Origin of the sequence: Streptomyces sp. ME02-8801-2C (assembly GCF_033793965.1) — a bacterium.
In the GTDB taxonomy this organism is placed as follows: domain Bacteria; phylum Actinomycetota; class Actinomycetes; order Streptomycetales; family Streptomycetaceae; genus Streptomyces.
In genome coordinates this window covers 91,773-110,238 of record NZ_JARAXP010000020.1, presented here as the reverse complement: position 1 = coordinate 110,238, position 18,466 = coordinate 91,773, and the positions used below count along the sequence as shown (strand labels likewise).

Below are 18,466 nucleotides of genomic sequence, written 5' to 3'. Positions count from 1 at the left end.
ACGCACCACCGCAATCTCGTCCGGAGTCACACACCCTCAACGCCACACCCAGCCCGCAGGACACGCACCACTACAACCGACCTGACCAAGCACTACTAGGGGCGCGGGGAACTGCGCGACCAGCCCCCACCAGCCCGCACCCGAAACCGCCCAACCAGCGGAGCTCACCGCCTGGGATGCCCCAAAAGCATCACCGGCGCCCCCGCCACCCGAGTAAGAAAAACCGTCGCCGAGTTAGCCCCGCGAGGCTTCACCATCTTCCGCAACTCCTCGGGCTCGACCGCAGACCCCCGCTTCTTCACGGTCAGCACCCCGACTTCCCGCTCCCGCAGCAACGCCTTCAACTTCTTTACACCGAACGGCAGTTGATCGGTGATCTCGTACGCGGTCGCATACGAGGTGGCCCGTAGCTCGTCCGCCGTGACATAGGCGATCGTCTCGTCGACGAGCCCCCCGCCGACCTCCTCGGCCACCTCCGCGACCAGATGCGCCCGGATGACGGCACCATCGGGCTCGTACAAATACCGCCCCACCGCCCGTACTTGAGGATCCGGCAGCCCGCGCCCGATCAGAACACGCGGCCCCGGCAGCAGAGTTGCCCGTACGACCCCCGGCCCGGTCCCGAACCACAGGACCGCTTCCTTCACATCGCCGCCGTCCGAGATCCACTCCGCGCCGGCGTCGGCGGGAATCGCCTCGTGCGGCACACCGGGCGCGATCTTCAGGGCGGCCAGCGGAGCCTTCCGCGCCGCCTCCACGGCCCACGACAACGGCGGCGAGTACGCCTCGGGGTCGAAGATCCTTCCGCGTCCCCCACGCCGCGCGGGATCGACGAACACCGCGTCGTACGCCGACGTGTCGACCTCGGTGACATCGGCCTCCCGCACCTCCACCAGATCCCCGATGCCCAGGGCCTCGACGTTCGCGCGGGCGACGGCGGCCGTGAGCGGATCCCGGTCCACGGCGAGGACACGGATACCGGCCCGGGCGAGCGCGAGAGCGTCGCCCCCGATCCCGCAGCACAGGTCGGCGACGGAGGTGACGCCCAACTCCCTGAACCGCTCCGCCCGATACGCGGCCACGCTCGCCCGAGTCGACTGCTCGACCCCGTTGGGCGTGAAGAACATTCGCGCGGCGTCCCCGGCCCCGAACTTCGCCACCGCCCGCTGCCGCAGACGTTCCTGGCCGAGCGCCGCCGAGACCAGTTCGGCGGGGTGCTCGCGCCGCAGCCGGGTGGCGACGGTCAGTTCACGGGCCGGCTCGGTGCCGCGCACCTCGTCGAGGAGGGCGCGGCCGTCCGGGGTGAGCAGGGCGGCGAAGGCGGCGAGGGAAGCGGCGAGGTCGTTCACCGGGTCATTGTGAGCCAGACGGTGGACGGCGTGCGTCCCGCGCCGGTGTCGGACCGGCCGGGCAGCGGCGCCCTGGGAAGATCCGACACCATGCGGACAATAGGACAAAATGACAAAAAATGGGCCTGGGTCGGACTGTGCGCCGGGACGGCCGCACTGACCCTCGCGGTCGGCTGCGCGGCCGTGACCCCCGCGACACCGGTACACCCGGCCCCCGCACCCGCCGGACACCAGCCACAGCACCATGGCCAGCGGCAGCACCATGGCCAACCGCAACACCATGGGCAACCACCGCGCCATCGGCAACCACCGCACCAGAAGCAACTCCAGGCGCCCCCGGCCCGCGCCCTCGACGCATACGCCCAGAAGCTGCGCCGCACCTACGCCACCCGCGCGGCCGCGGCCAGACGCTGGGGCCTGACCGAGCCCCCACTGCTCGCACCGCCGCCCCCCGCCCGCAAACCGAGGCCCACCACCCGCAAGGGCTTCGAGGTGGCCGACCACGCTGCACGCCGCCTGCCTCCGGTCTTCACCACCATCCCCACCCGCCACAAGATCGTCTTCCTCACGATCGACGACGGCGCCGAGAAGGACCCGGCGTTCCTGCGGATGACAAGCGAACTGAAGATCCCGTACACCGCCTTCCTCAGCGACTACCTGGTCAAGGACGACTACGCCTACTTCAGGAAGATGCGCGACCTCGGCGTCGTACTCAACAACCACACCCTCCACCACCCCTACCTGCCCGCCCTGTCCTACGAGCGCCAGAAGGCCGAGATCTGCGGCATGCAGGAGGTGATCAGGAAGCGCTACGGCACCCGTCCCGCCCTCTTCCGCCCGCCCTACGGCAACTACGACGAGGACAGCCTGCGCGCCGCCAAATCGTGCGGCGTGAAGTACGTCCCGCTGTGGAACGAGGAGGTCTTCGCGGACCACTGGGACTACCGAGAGTCGGACCGGGACCTCCATCCGGGTGACATCGTCCTCAGCCACTTCCGGGGCAAGACCGACGGAAAGGGCACGATGCCCGACATGATCCGCCGCTTCATGAAGCTCGTCACCGCCAAGGGTTACGCGGTGGCCCGCCTGGAGGACTACCTGTGACCGCCCGCCCCCTGGCCGTCGCCGCACTGGCCGCCGCCCTCCTGGCGACAACGGCGACCGGCTGCGCCCAGTCCGTGGACCCCATCGAACGCCTCGGCCGCAAGGCGGCCCACGCGGCCAGACAGGCAGCGCGTACGCACGCCCCGCCCGGCGACACGCACGCGTACCGCCGCTGGGGCCTGCCGGCCCCCCTCCCCCCGGCCCCGCCCGCTTCCCTCCGTCCCCGCCTCCACGCGGCGGGCCCCGGCCTCCCCCCGGTCGTCGACCACGTCCCGACCCACGACAAGGTCGTCTTCCTCACCTACGACGACGGCGCCGAACGCGACCGCCGGTTCGTCGACCTGGTCCGCGAACTGCGCCTCCCGGTCAGCATGTTCCTCACGGCCAGCGTCGTGGGCCCGGGGTACGCCCACTTCGCCCGCCTGCGCGAGGTCGGCGCGAACGTCCAGAACCACACCCTGGACCACCAGCCCCTGCGGGGCCTGCCGTACGCCGGCCAGCGCGCCGAGATCTGCGGCCAACAGGACAAACTCCGAGAACGCTTCGGCCTGCGCCCCCGCCTGTTCCGCCCGCCCTACGGCACCTACGACCCGACCACCCTGAGAGCGGCCGCGGACTGCGGAATCTCGGCGGTGGTCCTGTGGACAAAAGGCCGGCAGCCACTCGGCCGCGGGGACATCGTCGCGGTGGGCCCCCCACTGGTCGAGCGAACGGTGGGCCTGCTCCGCGAGATCCAGGAGAGGGGGCTGAGCGTGGGCCGCCTGGAGGACTATCTCTGAGCACTTCTCAGCGCCGGTCCAGGAAATCCAGCCCGTCCGGCGTTTGAGGACAAGGCCCGTCCAGGGCCGAAGGGGGCCTGGGGCACAGCCCCCAGAATCGGCGCTCACGCCAACGAACGGCACCTCACCCGAACCCACGCCCACAAGAAACCCTGCGAAACCGCCGGTGGCATTGGCACTCCGCTTGACCGAGTGCTAATCGCAGTCATAGTCTCAGGTCTGGCACTCCCCCCTGGAGAGTGCCAACAGCGACGGGCAGGTCCGGCACCCGCGACGACGGATCCACCTGGTCGCCACCTCAGACAGTTAACCCCGTGAGATCTCCGAAGGGGGAGGTCGGATCGTGACGACCACCAGCTCCAAGGTTGCCATCAAGCCGCTCGAGGACCGCATTGTGGTCCAGCCGCTCGAAGCCGAGCAGACCACGGCCTCTGGCCTGGTCATTCCGGACACCGCCAAGGAGAAGCCCCAGGAGGGCGTCGTCCTGGCCGTGGGCCCGGGCCGCTTCGAGAACGGCGAGCGCCTGCCGCTCGACGTGAAGACCGGCGACATCGTGCTGTACAGCAAGTACGGCGGCACCGAGGTGAAGTACAACGGCGAGGAGTACCTCGTCCTCTCGGCTCGCGACGTGCTCGCGATCGTCGAGAAGTAATTCACCCGGATTCACCGGTGGTACCGGTAGCACCGGTACCACCAGCATTGCAGTGACTGCGCCCCTGGCCCCCGCGACTCTCAACAAGCCGGGTGCTGGGGGCGCAGTTCGTTTCTCCCACATTTCCGAGAGGGCTGAATCGCTCCCATGGCGAAGATCCTGAAGTTCGACGAGGACGCCCGTCGCGCCCTTGAGCGCGGCGTCAACAAGCTTGCCGACACGGTCAAGGTGACGATCGGCCCCAAGGGCCGCAACGTCGTCATCGACAAGAAGTTCGGCGCACCCACCATCACCAACGACGGTGTCACCATCGCCCGCGAGGTCGAGCTCGACGACCCGTACGAGAACCTCGGCGCGCAGCTGGTGAAGGAGGTGGCGACCAAGACCAACGACATCGCGGGTGACGGTACGACCACCGCCACCGTGCTGGCCCAGGCGCTCGTCCGCGAGGGCCTGAAGAACGTCGCCGCCGGCGCCTCCCCGGCCGCCCTGAAGAAGGGCATCGACGCCGCGGTCAAGGCCGTGTCCGAGGAGCTCCTCGCGACCGCCCGCCCGATCGAGGAGAAGTCCGACATCGCCGCCGTCGCCGCGCTCTCCGCGCAGGACGCCCAGGTCGGCGAGCTCATCGCCGAGGCGATGGACAAGGTCGGCAAGGACGGTGTCATCACCGTCGAGGAGTCCAACACCTTCGGCCTGGAGCTCGACTTCACCGAGGGCATGGCCTTCGACAAGGGCTACCTGTCCCCGTACATGGTGACCGACCAGGAGCGTATGGAGGCCGTCCTCGACGACCCGTACATCCTGATCCACCAGGGCAAGATCTCCTCCATCCAGGACCTGCTGCCGCTGCTGGAGAAGGTCATCCAGACCAACTCCTCCAAGCCGCTGCTGATCATCGCCGAGGACGTCGAGGGCGAGGCCCTGTCGACCCTGGTCGTGAACAAGATCCGTGGCACGTTCAACGCGGTCGCGGTCAAGGCCCCCGGCTTCGGTGACCGCCGCAAGGCGATGCTCGGCGACATGGCCGCGCTCACCGGTGGCGAGGTCATCGCCGAGGAGGTCGGCCTCAAGCTCGACCAGGTCGGCCTGGACGTGCTGGGCACCGCCCGCCGCGTCACCATCTCGAAGGACGACACGGTCATCGTCGACGGCGGTGGCGACAGCGCCGCCGTGGTCGGCCGCGTCAACCAGATCAAGGCCGAGATCGAGAACACGGACTCCGACTGGGACCGCGAGAAGCTCCAGGAGCGCCTCGCGAAGCTGGCCGGCGGCGTGTGCGTGATCAAGGTCGGCGCCGCCACCGAGGTGGAGCTGAAGGAGAAGAAGCACCGTCTCGAGGACGCCATCTCCGCGACCCGCGCCGCGGTCGAGGAGGGCATCGTCTCCGGTGGTGGCTCCGCGCTCGTCCACGCCGTGAAGATCCTCGAGGGCAACCTCGACAAGACCGGCGACGAGGCGACGGGTGTCGCGGTCGTCCGCAAGGCCGCCGTCGAGCCGCTGCGCTGGATCGCCGAGAACGCGGGCCTCGAGGGTTACGTCATCACCTCCAAGGTCGCCGAGCTCGACAAGGGCCAGGGCTTCAACGCCGCGACCGGCGAGTACGGCGACCTGGTCAAGTCCGGTGTCATCGACCCGGTCAAGGTCACCCGCTCCGCCCTGGAGAACGCGGCCTCGATCGCCTCCCTCCTCCTCACGACCGAGACCCTGGTCGTCGAGAAGAAGGAAGAGGAAGAGCCGGCCGCGGCCGGTGGCCACGGCCACGCCCACTGAGCCAACAGCTCACACGGCACGAAGAAACCCCCCGTTCCTGGCTGGAACGGGGGGTTTCTCCCTTCGCGGGCGGTCCGATGTCCTCCCCTGGCCCCACTGCTCCCACCGCCCCTCGCTTCTTCCCTACTGCTCCAGCGAGTCCAGCGCCCCGAGCTGCGCCATCAGCCCCAGCCGGTCGTACTCCCACCAGCCCTCGACGATCTTCCCGTCCCCGTCGAACCGGTGGGTGGTCATGCCGGTCATCGAGGCCTTTTTGCCGCTGTTGGGAATCCCGAGGAACTCACCCCGCTGAGTCCCGTTCCACGTCCAGCGGGTGCAGACCCGGTCGCCCTGAGCGATCTGGTCGTGAACGGTGAACGCGAAGTCGAAGCCCTCACGCCACATCTGCATCTCGCGCCGGGCCGCGTCCAGCCCGATGAGATCCTGTTCGTTGGACGGATCGTGGTCGTGGTAGCTCTCCACGAACAGGTCGTTGAGCGGTGGCAGTTCACCCCGGGTGGCGATGACCTCGAAGAACCGCCGTGCCGAGTCCGCGCACAACTGCTCGTCCCGCACCACGTCCAGATCGGTGAACGTCGGCATCTCGTCGCACAGGGCGACCATCTCCCGGAAGATCCGGTCGGTCTCCGGAAGGTTCGAGTTCCGCATCGCCTCCTCGTACGACGCGAACTCCACGATCTCCACGAAGTGCGACGAGTCCGAGAGATCCTTGCCGATCACCGCATGCGTCGCGGACCGCTTCCCCTTGGTCTGCTCGACCCAGGTGTCCATCAGCCGGTTCATCTCGTCGAACCGACTGGTCTTGCAATCAATCAGCTGTACGAACGTCATGGCGCCGCCTCCGGCCCCCCTGGGTCCGGTACCTCTCTCCATACTCCCACCGGAGTCGCGCCACCACCTCTTTCGCACCCTCCCGTAAGTGGGTCACTGCGGCCCGTACTTTCGCCCCGTCTTCGACGAGATCCCGCCGAGCAGCGACCTGGGAGTCACCTTCACCACGCCCATCAGCGCCTTGTAGCGCGGGTCCGGGATCGACAGCGACTTGCCCCGGGCCAGGTCGGCGAGCGCCGCCGCGACCAGCTTGTCGGCGTCCAGCCACATCCAGTTCGGGATGTTGTCCGTCCCCATCCCGGCCCGCTCATGGAACTCGGTGCGCACAAAGCCGGGAGCCAGCGCCATCAGCCGCACCCCGCTCCCCGCCAGGTCCTTCGCGGCCCCCTGCGTGAACTGCACGACCCACGCCTTCGACGCCCCGTACGTACCGCGCGGCACGAAGGCGGCGACGGACGCCACGTTGACGACACCCCCGCGTCCCCGCTCCCGCATGGCTTCGGCCGCCGCGCTGGTCAGTCGCAGCACCGCCTCGCAGTGCACCTTGAGCATCCGCAGCTCGTCCGCCATAGACACGTCGAGGTAGCGGCCCTTGTTGCCGAACCCGGCGTTGTTGACCAGCAGGTCGACCGTGTTCTTGCGGTCGCCGAGACGAGCGGCCACCGCCTCGATGCCCGGGTCCGTGGCGAGGTCGGCGCTCAGCACCTCCGCCTCGATCCCGTGCCGGTCGTGCAGTTCGGTCGCCTGCTCGCCGAGCCGCTTGGCGTCGCGCGCCACCAGGACGAGGTTGTGGCCGTCGGCCGCCAGCCGCCGCGCGAACGCGGCGCCGATTCCCGCGGTCGATCCCGTAATCAAAGCCGTTGTCATGGCGCAAGGTTAGTGACCCGGGCTGTGACCGTCCGCCCGCCGCCTGCCCGCTGTTCGCCCCCTTCCCGCTCCCTCCCGCTCGTGAAGTCCCCGCTCGCAGCCGGGACGTAAGCCCTCGTCAGCAGCCGTGCCGCTGCCGTGCCTCAGCCGTACTTCTCCACATACGCGTGAACCGCCCTCGCCGCCTCCGAATGCAGTGCCGCACCGGCCGTGAGCAGCCGGGGCATCAGCGCCCGCTCGGTCGTCAGAGCCCGGAAGTACAGGGCGACCGTCACCTCGTGTTCCGGCCGGTGCACGATGTCGACCGGGTCACCCGCCCGTATCTCACCCGGCTCGATCACCCGCAGATAGGCACCCGGCGCGCCGCGCTCCGTGAACCGCTTCACCCACCTTTTCTCACCCAGATGGCCCTGGAAGGTGACACAGGGGATGCGCCCGCTGGTGACCTCGAGGACCACCTCGGAACCGATCCGCCAGCGCTCGCCGATCAGCGCGCCGGACACGTCCAGACCCTGGGTGGTGACGTTCTCGCCGAACATCCCGGCGCGCAGCGGGCGGCCCAGCTCGCGCTCCCATTCGTCGAGATCCTCGCGCGCGACCGCGTACACCGCCTGTTCGTCACCACCGTGGTGCTCCTTCGAGCACACCGCGTCCCCGGCCAGACCACTGCCGCCGATCCCCTTCGGCCCGGGCGCCGCCACCCGCACCGGCCCGTCCACCGGCTGTTTGTCGATGCCCGTGCCCTGCGGATGATCCGTGTACGGCACGGACCGCGCACGACCCACGTTCACGGACAGCACCTTCATCGCGACACTCGCCCCCGTACTCGTCACGCCGACCCCTCGTTCGCTGGATTCATGACCATGACCACACGCTAAGTCACTCATCCCCAAAGTAACCACGCATTATTCTCCTCAATGCCCAAGGATCGCTTATGATCGAGAAATGATCGAAGCGCGTCATCTCCGTGTCCTGCGTGCCGTGGCCACCACCGGCTCCTTCTCGGCGGCGGGCCGCGAACTGGGCTGCACTCAACCCGCCGTCAGCCAGCAGATGAAGGCGCTCGAGGCCTCGGTCGGCACCCCGCTGCTCATCCGCAGTGGACGCGAGATGCGCCTGACCCAGGCGGGCGAGGCGCTCGTGCGGCACGCGGCCGGCATCCTCTCGGGCCTCACGGCCGCGGAGGAGGAGGTCGCCGCGATCGCGGGCCTGCGGGCCGGGCGGGTCCGGCTGGTCTCCTTCCCCAGCGGCAGTTCCACCCTCGTCCCGACTGCGCTCGCCGCCCTGCGCGCCGCCCACCCCGGCACCCGGGTCTCGCTGGAGGAGGCCGAACCCCCGCACTCCGTCGAACTGTTGCGCGAAGGCGACTGCGATGTGGCCCTCGCCTTCCGGTACGAGGGTGCGGCGGGCGCCGGCGAGTGGGACGACCTGGTGGTCCGGCCCCTTCTCACCGACCGGCTCGTCGGTCTCGTACCCGAAGGGCACCGGCTGTCCCGCGCGGAGTCGGTCGCCCTCGGTGAACTGGCGGCCGAGCCATGGATCGCCGGCTGCCCGCGCTGCCGGGGCCAGCTGGTCGAGGCGTGCGAGAGCGCGGGCTTCACCCCGCGCATCGACTTCGCGACCGACGACTATCCCGCGGTGGTCGGCCTGGTGGGCGCGGGTCTGGGCGTCGCGGTGCTGCCCCAGCTCGCCATCGAGTCCGTACGCCCACGGGGGGCGCGCACGGTGACGCTCGAACCGGCGGTCCGGCGGGAGATCGTCGCGCTGACGCTGCCCGATCTGGCGCAGGTGCCGGCGGTGGCGGCGACGCTGGACCAGTTGGCGCGGGCGGCGACGCGGACCTGAACCGGGCCCCGGCCCGCGAAGAAACGTTCCTTCAGTTGTTCGGGCCGAGGTCTCCGCCGGTCGACGCCGACACCAGCCGGTTGCGGGCCCGCCCCATCAGTTCTTCGCGCTCGTCCTCGGTCAACCCGCCCCACACGCCATAGGGCTCACGCACCGCCAGTGCGTGGGCCGCGCACTGCGCGCGGACCGGGCATCTCATGCAGACCTCCTTGGCCGAGTTCTCGCGAGCGCTCCGTGCCGCACCGCGCTCTCCCTCCGGGTGGAAGAAGAGCGAGCTGTCGACCCCACGGCACGCCGCGAGGAGCTGCCAGTCCCAGAGGTCCGCGTTCGGACCGGGAAGGCGGGAGAAATCTGCCATTACATGTCCCCTTGTTGCCGTTCTGGGCTGAGATGGTGCCCTCGACCGTACAACTACGATCTAAGGAGATGAAAATATGACTCATTGCGAATCTAGCCTCAGACACCAATAAAAGGGAAGAAAAGCGGCTGAATGGGGCATAGGTTGTGATGAAACGTTGTGGGTCTGTCGTGCATGTCTGCACCGTGTGCGCGCCCTCACGTAGAGTGCCGAAGACGACACACAGCCCCGTAACTCTTTCGAGTGACCGTCGTTGAGAGTGCGGAGGCGGTTGGAGGAACAAGCGCTCGGACGGGCGGCAGTACCCACTGCCGGGATATTCGGTCGAGCGTCAACCGCACAGGTGACGATTAGTACCAGCCTGGAGGCTCAAGGTGACGCGCATCAGCTGCGGAGGGCGGCCATGACATCCGTCCTCGTCTGCGACGACTCCCCGCTTGCCCGAGAGGCGCTCCGCCGCGCGGTCGCGACCGTGCCCGGTGTCGAGCGCGTGACCACGGCGGCCAACGGCGAGGAAGTCCTCCGCCGCTGGGGTGCCGACCGTTCGGACCTGATTCTGATGGACGTACGCATGCCCGGTCTGGGCGGCGTCGAGACGGTCCGGCGGCTGCTGTCCGCCGACCCCGGAGCGCGCATCATCATGCTCACCGTCGCCGAGGACCTGGACGGTGTGGCGCTCGCCGTCGCCGCCGGTGCCCGCGGCTATCTGCACAAGGACGCCTCGCGTGCCGAACTGCGGGCCACGGTGACGCAGGCGCTGGCCGACCCGACCTGGCGCCTCGCGCCGCGCCGGCTGCGTTCGGCCGAGATGGGCGCCGCGCCGACGCTCACCGCGCGTGAGATCCAGGTCCTGGAAGGCATGAGCCACGGCCGGTCGAACGCGGAGATCGGGCGCGAGCTGTTCCTCTCCGAGGACACGGTGAAGACCCACGCCAGGCGCCTGTTCAAGAAGCTCGGCGCCTCGGACCGCGCGCACGCGGTGGCGCTCGGTTTCCGGTGGGGTCTGGTCCGTTAGGTGGACCTCGCCGGGGGTCGTGCACACCCGGGGACTCCGGTACCGGCTACCGCCGCGGACCCCCGGGACCCCAGCAGAATCGCAGGTCAGCAGTGATGAGCGGCGTGGACATTGCCAGGCGAACCCGGGGTGCGGAAGTCCCCGCCTGCCGCGAGGCGGGCGGGGTGCACGGAACGGCCCGCCGGGTGCCCACTGCTCGTTTCGCCGCGGATGCCGCATCCTTGAGGTGTGGAGTTCCTCGGGGACGAGTCGGTCGAGCGGAAGGGGAGGGCGCAGGAGATGAGTTCCGGCGCACCTGCTCATAACGCTTCGGTGCACAACAACGGACGCGGTGCCACGGAGAGAGCGGCGCCAAGGCACCATGGTCCGATGCGTGACGACGAGGCGGCTTATGCCCATGGGGTGATTGGCGCGCTCGTCCACCGCGCCGTCGACGGGGACGAGCAGGCGACGCACGATCTGCTCGCCCATGTCCACCCCCTCGCCCTGCGCTACTGCCGCACCCGGCTGTCCCGACTGCCGGGCGACGCGCGCCACTTCGTGGAGGACCTGGCGCAGGAGGTCTGCGTCGCCGTACTCCTCGCCCTGCCGCGCTACCGCGACACCGGACGCCCGTTCGAGGCTTTCGTCTTCGCGATCGCCGCCCACAAGGTCGCCGACCTCCAGCGTGCCGCGATGCGCCACCCTGGTTCGACCGCGGTTCCCTCGGACGAGATGCCGGAACGCCCCGACGACTCCCTGGGCCCCGAGGAACGGGCCCTCCTCAGCAGTGACGCCGAGTGGGCCAAGAAACTCATGGCCAACCTCCCCGAGAACCAGCGGGAACTGCTTCTGCTGCGCATCGCGGTGGGCCTCACGGCGGAGGAGACGGGCCAGATGTTGGGAATGTCACCCGGAGCGGTACGTGTCGCCCAGCACCGCGCGTTGAGCCGGCTCCGGGCGCTCGCGGAGCAGTAAAGGCCGCGGCGGCGGCCCCTGTTACCGGCCTGCGGGTGAACGGCCGGGGCGCCGACTCCGTACGAATAGTCGATTCCGTACGAACATACGAAGCCCCGGGGCACCACGCACTGTGGAATTCGGGAGCCGTGCTTCCCGTTAGCATGGACATCCGCACCGATCAAGGCTTTGGGGAAGGTGTCATGACTGCCAACGTCGACGGAGTGCCCGCCAAATTCGCGACACTCGGGCTGACCTACGACGACGTGCTGCTGCTGCCGGGCGCATCCGAAGTGCTCCCCAACGCGGTCGACACCTCGTCCCTCATCTCCCGCAACGTCCGGGTCAACATCCCGCTGCTCTCCGCGGCGATGGACAAGGTGACCGAGTCGCGCATGGCGATCGCCATGGCACGGCAGGGCGGCGTGGGCGTACTGCACCGCAACCTCTCCATCGAGGACCAGGTCAACCAGGTCGACCTCGTGAAGCGCTCCGAGTCCGGCATGGTCACCGACCCGATCACCGTGAACCCGGACGCCACGCTCGCCGAGGCCGACGCGCTGTGCGCCAAGTTCCGCATCAGCGGCGTTCCGGTGACGGACGGCAACGGCAAGCTGCTCGGCATCGTCACCAACCGTGACATGGCTTTCGAGACCGACCGCTCGCGTCAGGTCCGCGAGGTCATGACGCCGATGCCGTTGGTCACCGGCCAGGTCGGCATCTCCGGTACCGAGGCCATGGAGCTGCTGCGCCGCCACAAGATCGAGAAGCTTCCCCTGGTCGACGACTCCGGTCTCCTCAAGGGCCTCATCACGGTCAAGGACTTCGTCAAGGCCGAGAAGTACCCGAGCGCCGCCAAGGACACCGAGGGCCGCCTGCTGGTCGGCGCGGCCGTCGGCGCCAGCCCCGAGGCGCTGGAGCGCGCCCAGGCGCTCGCCGAGGCGGGCGTGGACTTCCTGGTCGTCGACACCTCGCACGGGCACAACAGCAACGCCCTGAGCTGGATGTCGAAGATCAAGTCGAGCGTCCACGTCGACGTGATCGGCGGCAACGTGGCCACGCGTGACGGCGCCCAGGCCCTGATCGACGCGGGCGTCGACGGCATCAAGGTTGGCGTCGGCCCCGGCTCCATCTGCACCACGCGCGTGGTCGCCGGCATCGGCGTACCGCAGGTGACGGCCATCTACGAGGCGGCCCTCGCGGCCCGCGTCGCGGGTATCCCGGTGATCGGTGACGGTGGCCTGCAGTACTCCGGTGACATCGGCAAGGCGCTCGCCGCCGGTGCCGACTCCGTGATGCTGGGCAGCCTTCTGGCGGGCTGCGAGGAGTCCCCGGGCGAGCTGCAGTTCATCAACGGCAAGCAGTTCAAGTCGTACCGCGGCATGGGCTCGCTGGGCGCCATGCAGTCGCGCGGCCAGGCGAAGTCGTACTCCAAGGACCGCTACTTCCAGGCCGAGGTCGGCTCCGACGACAAGCTCGTCCCCGAGGGCATCGAGGGCCAGGTGCCCTACCGCGGTCCGCTGGCCGCGGTCCTGCACCAGCTCGTCGGCGGCCTGCGCCAGACCATGGGATACGTGGGGGCGGCCACCGTCAGCGAGATGGAGACCAAGGGCCGCTTCGTCCGTATCACCTCGGCGGGCCTCAAGGAGAGCCACCCGCACGACATCCAGATGACGGTCGAGGCGCCCAACTACAGCCGCAAGTAGGCGCGAGCGGTAACCGGACGTGCGCAGGGCGGTCCCGGAAGTACTCCGGGACCGCCTTTGTCGTACCCGTCGGGGATACTGGGAGGCGCACAACCAAGGATGGAGAGGCCACACACGTGACTGAGATCGAGATCGGGCGCGGCAAGCGCGGCCGTAGGGCGTACGCCTTCGACGACATCGCCGTCGTCCCGAGCCGTCGTACGCGCGACCCGAAGGAGGTCTCGATCGCCTGGCAGATCGACGCCTACCGCTTCGAGCTGCCCTTCCTGGCGGCCCCCATGGACTCGGTCGTCTCCCCGGCCACCGCGATCCGCATCGGCGAGCTGGGCGGCCTCGGCGTCCTGAACCTCGAGGGCCTCTGGACGCGGTACGAGGACCCGCAGCCGCTGCTCGACGAGATCGCCGAGCTCGACGCGGACACCGCGACCCGCCGCCTCCAGGAGATCTACGCGGCGCCCATCAAGGAGGAGCTGATCGGCGCGCGCATCAAGGAGGTGCGCGACTCGGGCGTGGTCACCGCCGCCGCGCTCTCCCCGCAGCGCACGGCCCAGTTCTCCAAGGCCGTCGTCGACGCGGGCGTGGACATCTTCGTCATCCGCGGTACGACGGTCTCCGCGGAGCACGTATCCGGTGCCGCGGAACCGCTGAACCTCAAGCAGTTCATCTACGAGCTGGACGTCCCGGTGATCGTCGGCGGCTGCGCCACGTACACCGCAGCCCTGCACCTGATGCGCACCGGCGCGGCCGGCGTGCTGGTCGGCTTCGGCGGCGGCGCCGCACACACCACGCGCAATGTGCTGGGCATCCGCGTCCCGATGGCCACCGCGGTCGCCGACGTGGCCGCGGCCCGCCGCGACTATATGGACGAGTCCGGAGGCCGGTACGTGCATGTCATCGCCGACGGTGGCGTGGGCTGGTCCGGCGACCTCCCCAAGGCGATCGCCTGCGGCGCCGACGCGGTCATGATGGGCTCCCCGCTGGCCCGCGCCACGGACGCGCCCGGCAAGGGCCACCACTGGGGCATGGAGGCCGTCAACGAGGAGCTGCCGCGTGGCAAGAAGGTGGACCTCGGCACGGTCGGCACGGTCGAGGAGGTCCTCATGGGCCCCTCGCACATCCCGGACGGCTCGATGAACTTCTTCGGCGCGTTGCGCCGCGCGATGGCCACGACCGGCTACAGCGACCTCAAGGAGTTCCAGCGCGTCGAGGTGACGGTGGCGGACTCGACGCATATGCGGTGACGTGAGATGACGCCGCGCTCGGCTTGAGCGAGGTCGAAGGGGCCCGGTCACCCGTGTGGTGACCGGGCCCCTTCGTGTGTCCAAGTGGCGCTGGTGGGGCGCGTTTTGCGGATGGGGGCGCACGGTTGCCTTCGGGGCGAATGCGCGCGGAAGGGGTGCGTCGGGGCGATAGCGTCTGTTTCGGCGACCCCAGTCCTCTGGGGCGCCCCCTTCCAAGGATGACGATCCGGACCCTGGCCTTCGGGGCCCGGCCCGAATTCCAATGGACCGTCCACCGGGCAACTGGGCGGCGTCATGGAAGGGGGCGCACCCATGGGGCGTCACCGCAAGCCCACCCGCTGGGACCGGATCCGTCTTCGGGCGGTCAAGTTCCGGAGGAGGTGCCTCTTGTGGACCTACGGAAAGTGAGCGGCCACCCCCAAAAGGACTAGGGGTGGACACTCCGTTCACTTTTCAGGAGCCTGCCGCAGTGCCCCTGCGGTGGGCTCCACTTTTGTAAGGTACCGGATTCGCCGTCGGGCGGCCCGGTGCCGGAGGTGGTGCATCTTGTGGACCTACGGATGGTGAGCGGCCGCCCCCACAAGAACTAGGGGCGGACACCCGTGAACCATCCAGGAGCCTGCCGCAGTACCCGCTGCGGTGGGCTCCACCTGTTTCACGGTACCGGCGCGGGGAGCCGCTTGCCACCATCGCTGGAGCCCGCCGGGCCCCACGCGCCCCCCTTCACAACCGGTGCGCCGCCCCCGTAGGAGTCGCGCCCCGTGTGTCCAGCAGTAGCTGTGCCTTCACCGACAGGCCCTGGAGGTCGTAGGTGCGGTGTTGCTGGAGGAGGATCGTCAGGTCGGCGTCGGCCGCCGCCTCGTAGAGGGAGTCCGCGCGCGGGAGGGGGCGGTCCAGGACGCTCCAGGACGGGATGTGGGGGTCGTGGTAGCTGACCGAGGCGCCCAGTTCCATCAGGCGGATCGCGATCTCCTGGGCGGGGGAGCCCTGTTGGTCGGCGAGGTCGTGCTTGTAGGTGACGCCCAGGAGCAGTACGCGGGCGCCCCGGGCCGACTTGCCGTGCTCGTTCAGGAGGGTTGCCGCGCGCTGGACGACGTACTGGGGCATGTGGTTGTTGACCTGCTGGGCGAGTTCCACCATGCGCAGGGTGCGGCCCGTGTGGTTGGCGAGGTCCTGGGGGACGGCGTGGCCGCCCACCCCCGGGCCGGGGCGGAAGGCATGGAAGCCGAACGGCTTGGTCTCCGCGCAGCGGATGACGTCCCACAGGTCGACGCCCAGTTCGTGGCAGAGGACGGCCATCTCGTTGACGAGGGCGATGTTGACGTGCCGGAAGTTGGTCTCCAGTAGCTGCACGGTTTCCGCTTCCCGTGGTCCACGCGCGCGTACCACCTTGTCGGTGAGCCGGCCGTAGAACGCGGCGGCCGACTCGGTGCAGGCGGGGGTGAGGCCGCCGATGACCTTGGGGGTGCCGGCAGGTGTGAAGTCGCGGTTGCCGGGGTCGACGCGGCTGGGGGAGTAGGCGAGGTGGAAGTCGCGGCCCGCCCGCAGTCCGGAGCCCTCTTCGAGGAGGGGGCGCAGGAACTCCTCCGTCGTGCCCGGGTGTACGGGCGACTCCAGGATCACCGTGGTGTGCGGGCGCAGACGGGCGGCGAGGGTGCGGGCGGCCGCCTCCACCTGGCTGAGGTCGAGCGTGCCGTCGGCGCCGCGCGGGGTGGGGGCGCAGATGACGGCGGTACGTACGCGGCCGAGCTCGGCGGGACCGGCGGCCGTCCGGAAGCCCCCGGCGAGCATCCGGCGCAGCTCGGCGGCTGTGAGGGAACCGGCTTCAGGGCCGGTCTTGTAACCGAGGGTGGGGATGCCGGCGGCGACTGCGGCCTGGGCCAGCGGCAGGCCGAGATGTCCGAGTCCGATGACGGCGAGGTCTGCGGGCATGCGTGGGCCGTCCTTCCCAGTAGCCGAAGCGGGACAGGTGCGCAAACCCTGTGGACTGGACGGGCGAGCGCAATGTCAGACTAGGAGTAAATATGACCGATATGCGGGATTGGGTGGGCGAGTTTCCACAGGTGTTTCCGTGGAGGTTGTCCACAGGCTGAGGGCGGGTGGTGGCCGAAGTCGGGCAACCCGGTCAGAATTCGGGCAGGGGGATTCGGGCAGGCGCAGACGTACGGCGGGACACAGCCGGGCGGTCGTACGGAGACGGCCGGCGCGACCGACACCAGGAGGCAGCGATGAGGACAGCGGCACTGGGACCGGCGCAACGCGCCGAGTCACTGGCAGCAATGGCCGAGCGTGAGCTGGACGTGCTGGTGGTGGGCGCCGGCGTGGTCGGTGCGGGCACCGCGCTCGACTCCGTGACCCGCGGCCTGTCCACGGGACTGGTCGAGGCCCGCGACTGGGCGTCGGGCACGTCGAGCAGGTCGAGCAAGCTCATCCACGGCGGCCTGCGCTATCTGGAGATGCTCGACTTCGCCCTCGTCCGGGAGGCGTTGAAGGAACGCGGGCTGCTGCTGGAGCGGCTCGCTCCACACCTGGTGAAGCCGGTGGCGTTCCTGTATCCGCTTCAGCACCAGGGCTGGGAACGGCTGTACGCCGGGGCGGGCGTCGCGCTCTACGACGCGATGTCCATGGCCCGCGGGCACGGACGGGGCCTGCCGGCGCACCGTCATCTGAGCCGTCGTCACGCCTTGCGCGTCGCGCCCGCTTTGAAGAAGGACGCACTGGTCGGAGCGTTGCAGTACTACGACGCGCAGATGGACGACGCCCGCTATGTGGCCACCCTGGTGCGCACGGCGGCGGCGTACGGCGCGAAAGTCGCCAACCGCGCGCGGGTGACCGGTTTCCTGCGGGAGGGCGAGCGGGTGGTGGGCGCCCGGGTGCAGGACGTCGAGGGCGGCGGGGAGTACGAGATCCGCGCCCGGCAGATCGTCAACGCCACGGGCGTGTGGACCGACGACACCCAGGGGATGGTCGGCGAGCGCGGGCAGTTCCACGTCAGGGCGTCCAAGGGCATCCATCTCGTGGTGCCCAAGGACCGGATCCACTCGACGACCGGGCTGATCCTGCGCACCGAGAAGTCCGTGCTGTTCGTGATCCCGTGGGGCCGGCACTGGATCGTCGGGACGACGGACACCGACTGGGACCTGGACAAGGCCCACCCGGCGGCCTCCAGCGCCGACATCGACTATCTGCTGGAACATGTGAACTCGGTGCTCGCGGTGCCCCTGACGCGGGACGACGTCCAGGGTGTGTACGCGGGTCTGCGGCCCCTGCTCGCCGGTGAGTCCGACGCCACCAGCAAGCTGTCGCGCGAGCACACCGTGGCGCATCCGGTGCCGGGGCTCGTGGTCGTGGCGGGCGGCAAGTACACGACGTACCGGGTGATGGCGAAGGACGCGGTCGACGCGGCGGTGCACGGGCTCGACCAGCGGGTCGCCGAGTGCGTGACGGAGGATGTGCCGTTGCTGGGAGCCGAGGGATACCGCGCGCTGTGGAACGCCCGGGCGAGGACGGCCGCGCGGACCGGCCTCCATGTGGTGCGGGTGGAACACCTGCTGAATCGGTACGGCTCACTGGCGCAGGAGGTCCTCGACCTGATCGCTGCGGACTCCTCGCTCGGTGAGCCGCTCAAGGCGGCGGAGGACTATCTCCGGGCGGAGATCGTGTACGCGGCCTCGCACGAGGGCGCGCGGCATCTGGACGACGTGCTGACGCGGCGGACCCGGATCTCGATCGAGACGTTCGACCGGGGGACGCGCAGTTCTCGTGAGGCGGCGGAACTGATGGCGCCCGTCCTCGGCTGGGACGAGGACCAGATCGAGCGTGAGGTCGAGCACTACAACAAGCGGGTGGAGGCGGAACGCGAGTCGCAGCGGCAGCCGGACGACCTGACGGCGGACGCGGCACGACTGGGCGCGCCGGACATCGTGCCGCTCTGATGGTTGGCGGAACCTCCCGTTCGGACCCGGCTCCGAACTCCCGAGTATAAGCGGCGCGTTCAAGTCGAACACGCGAGC

At 69.5% G+C, this 18,466-nt stretch carries 16 protein-coding genes; 10 read left to right on the top strand and 6 right to left on the bottom strand.

The window, feature by feature from the left end; all coding sequences use genetic code 11:
* Positions 1-164 precede the first annotated feature (164 nt).
* On the bottom strand, positions 165-1,349 hold the full coding sequence (locus PV396_RS38995; protein WP_319212987.1) for a THUMP-like domain-containing protein: 1,185 nt from the start codon (positions 1,347-1,349) through the stop codon (positions 165-167).
* Between the two features lie 90 nt (positions 1,350-1,439).
* On the opposite strand from PV396_RS38995, the gene PV396_RS38990 reads away from it, so the two are divergent.
* From PV396_RS38990 to groL, 4 genes are all read left to right on the top strand, one after another.
* Positions 1,440-2,453: a polysaccharide deacetylase family protein gene (locus PV396_RS38990; protein ID WP_319212985.1), complete on the top strand. Its 1,014-nt coding sequence runs from the start codon at positions 1,440-1,442 to the stop codon at positions 2,451-2,453.
* Positions 2,450-3,232 carry a polysaccharide deacetylase family protein gene (locus PV396_RS38985; protein WP_319212984.1) on the top strand — a complete coding sequence of 261 codons (783 nt, stop codon included), beginning with the start codon at positions 2,450-2,452 and terminating at the stop codon, positions 3,230-3,232. Before PV396_RS38990 ends, PV396_RS38985 begins: the two co-directional genes overlap by 4 nt.
* 343 nt (positions 3,233-3,575) lie before the next feature.
* On the top strand, positions 3,576-3,884 hold the full coding sequence (gene groES / locus PV396_RS38980) for a co-chaperone GroES (RefSeq protein WP_006377800.1): 309 nt from the start codon (positions 3,576-3,578) through the stop codon (positions 3,882-3,884).
* 147 nt (positions 3,885-4,031) lie between these two features.
* The gene (groL, locus tag PV396_RS38975) at positions 4,032-5,654 is read left to right on the top strand and encodes a chaperonin GroEL (protein WP_319212982.1); all 1,623 of its coding nucleotides are present in this window, start codon (positions 4,032-4,034) and stop codon (positions 5,652-5,654) included.
* Between the two features lie 123 nt (positions 5,655-5,777).
* Here the strand turns inward: groL and PV396_RS38970 are convergent, their stop codons facing one another.
* From PV396_RS38970 to PV396_RS38960, 3 genes are all read right to left on the bottom strand, one after another.
* Positions 5,778-6,485 (bottom strand): ester cyclase, encoded by a 708-nt coding sequence (locus tag PV396_RS38970; protein WP_319212980.1) that lies wholly within the window; start codon positions 6,483-6,485, stop codon positions 5,778-5,780.
* A gap of 93 nt (positions 6,486-6,578) precedes the next feature.
* Entirely contained in the window at positions 6,579-7,352 is a 774-nt protein-coding gene (locus PV396_RS38965; protein ID WP_319212978.1) for an SDR family oxidoreductase, read from the bottom strand.
* A gap of 143 nt (positions 7,353-7,495) precedes the next feature.
* The gene (locus PV396_RS38960) at positions 7,496-8,158 is read right to left on the bottom strand and encodes an MOSC domain-containing protein (RefSeq protein WP_319213005.1); all 663 of its coding nucleotides are present in this window, start codon (positions 8,156-8,158) and stop codon (positions 7,496-7,498) included.
* A 139-nt stretch (positions 8,159-8,297) separates the two neighbouring features.
* Between PV396_RS38960 and PV396_RS38955 the strand changes: the two genes are divergently transcribed.
* Positions 8,298-9,197 carry a LysR family transcriptional regulator gene (locus tag PV396_RS38955; RefSeq protein WP_319212976.1) on the top strand — a complete coding sequence of 300 codons (900 nt, stop codon included), beginning with the start codon at positions 8,298-8,300 and terminating at the stop codon, positions 9,195-9,197.
* A gap of 31 nt (positions 9,198-9,228) precedes the next feature.
* Here PV396_RS38955 and PV396_RS38950 read toward each other — a convergent pair whose 3' ends face one another.
* The gene (locus tag PV396_RS38950; protein ID WP_319212974.1) at positions 9,229-9,555 is read right to left on the bottom strand and encodes a WhiB family transcriptional regulator; all 327 of its coding nucleotides are present in this window, start codon (positions 9,553-9,555) and stop codon (positions 9,229-9,231) included.
* A gap of 403 nt (positions 9,556-9,958) precedes the next feature.
* On the opposite strand from PV396_RS38950, the gene PV396_RS38945 reads away from it, so the two are divergent.
* The 4 genes from PV396_RS38945 (at position 9,959) to PV396_RS38930 (ending at position 14,453) form a co-directional block, all read left to right on the top strand.
* Positions 9,959-10,570 carry a response regulator transcription factor gene (locus tag PV396_RS38945; RefSeq protein ID WP_003948568.1) on the top strand — a complete coding sequence of 204 codons (612 nt, stop codon included), beginning with the start codon at positions 9,959-9,961 and terminating at the stop codon, positions 10,568-10,570.
* A gap of 369 nt (positions 10,571-10,939) precedes the next feature.
* On the top strand, positions 10,940-11,527 hold the full coding sequence (locus PV396_RS38940; protein WP_053741094.1) for a sigma-70 family RNA polymerase sigma factor: 588 nt from the start codon (positions 10,940-10,942) through the stop codon (positions 11,525-11,527).
* A 182-nt stretch (positions 11,528-11,709) separates the two neighbouring features.
* A complete protein-coding gene (gene guaB / locus PV396_RS38935) occupies positions 11,710-13,212 on the top strand; it encodes an IMP dehydrogenase (protein WP_319212973.1) in 1,503 nt (500 codons plus the stop codon).
* Between the two features lie 116 nt (positions 13,213-13,328).
* Positions 13,329-14,453 (top strand): GuaB3 family IMP dehydrogenase-related protein, encoded by a 1,125-nt coding sequence (locus PV396_RS38930; RefSeq protein ID WP_319212972.1) that lies wholly within the window; start codon positions 13,329-13,331, stop codon positions 14,451-14,453.
* A 723-nt stretch (positions 14,454-15,176) separates the two neighbouring features.
* On the opposite strand, the gene PV396_RS38925 is transcribed toward PV396_RS38930, so the two are convergent.
* Positions 15,177-16,385 carry a nucleotide sugar dehydrogenase gene (locus tag PV396_RS38925; protein ID WP_319212970.1) on the bottom strand — a complete coding sequence of 403 codons (1,209 nt, stop codon included), beginning with the start codon at positions 16,383-16,385 and terminating at the stop codon, positions 15,177-15,179.
* Between the two features lie 296 nt (positions 16,386-16,681).
* On the opposite strand from PV396_RS38925, the gene PV396_RS38920 reads away from it, so the two are divergent.
* A complete protein-coding gene (locus tag PV396_RS38920; RefSeq protein WP_319212969.1) occupies positions 16,682-18,388 on the top strand; it encodes a glycerol-3-phosphate dehydrogenase/oxidase in 1,707 nt (568 codons plus the stop codon).
* Positions 18,389-18,466 lie beyond the last annotated feature (78 nt).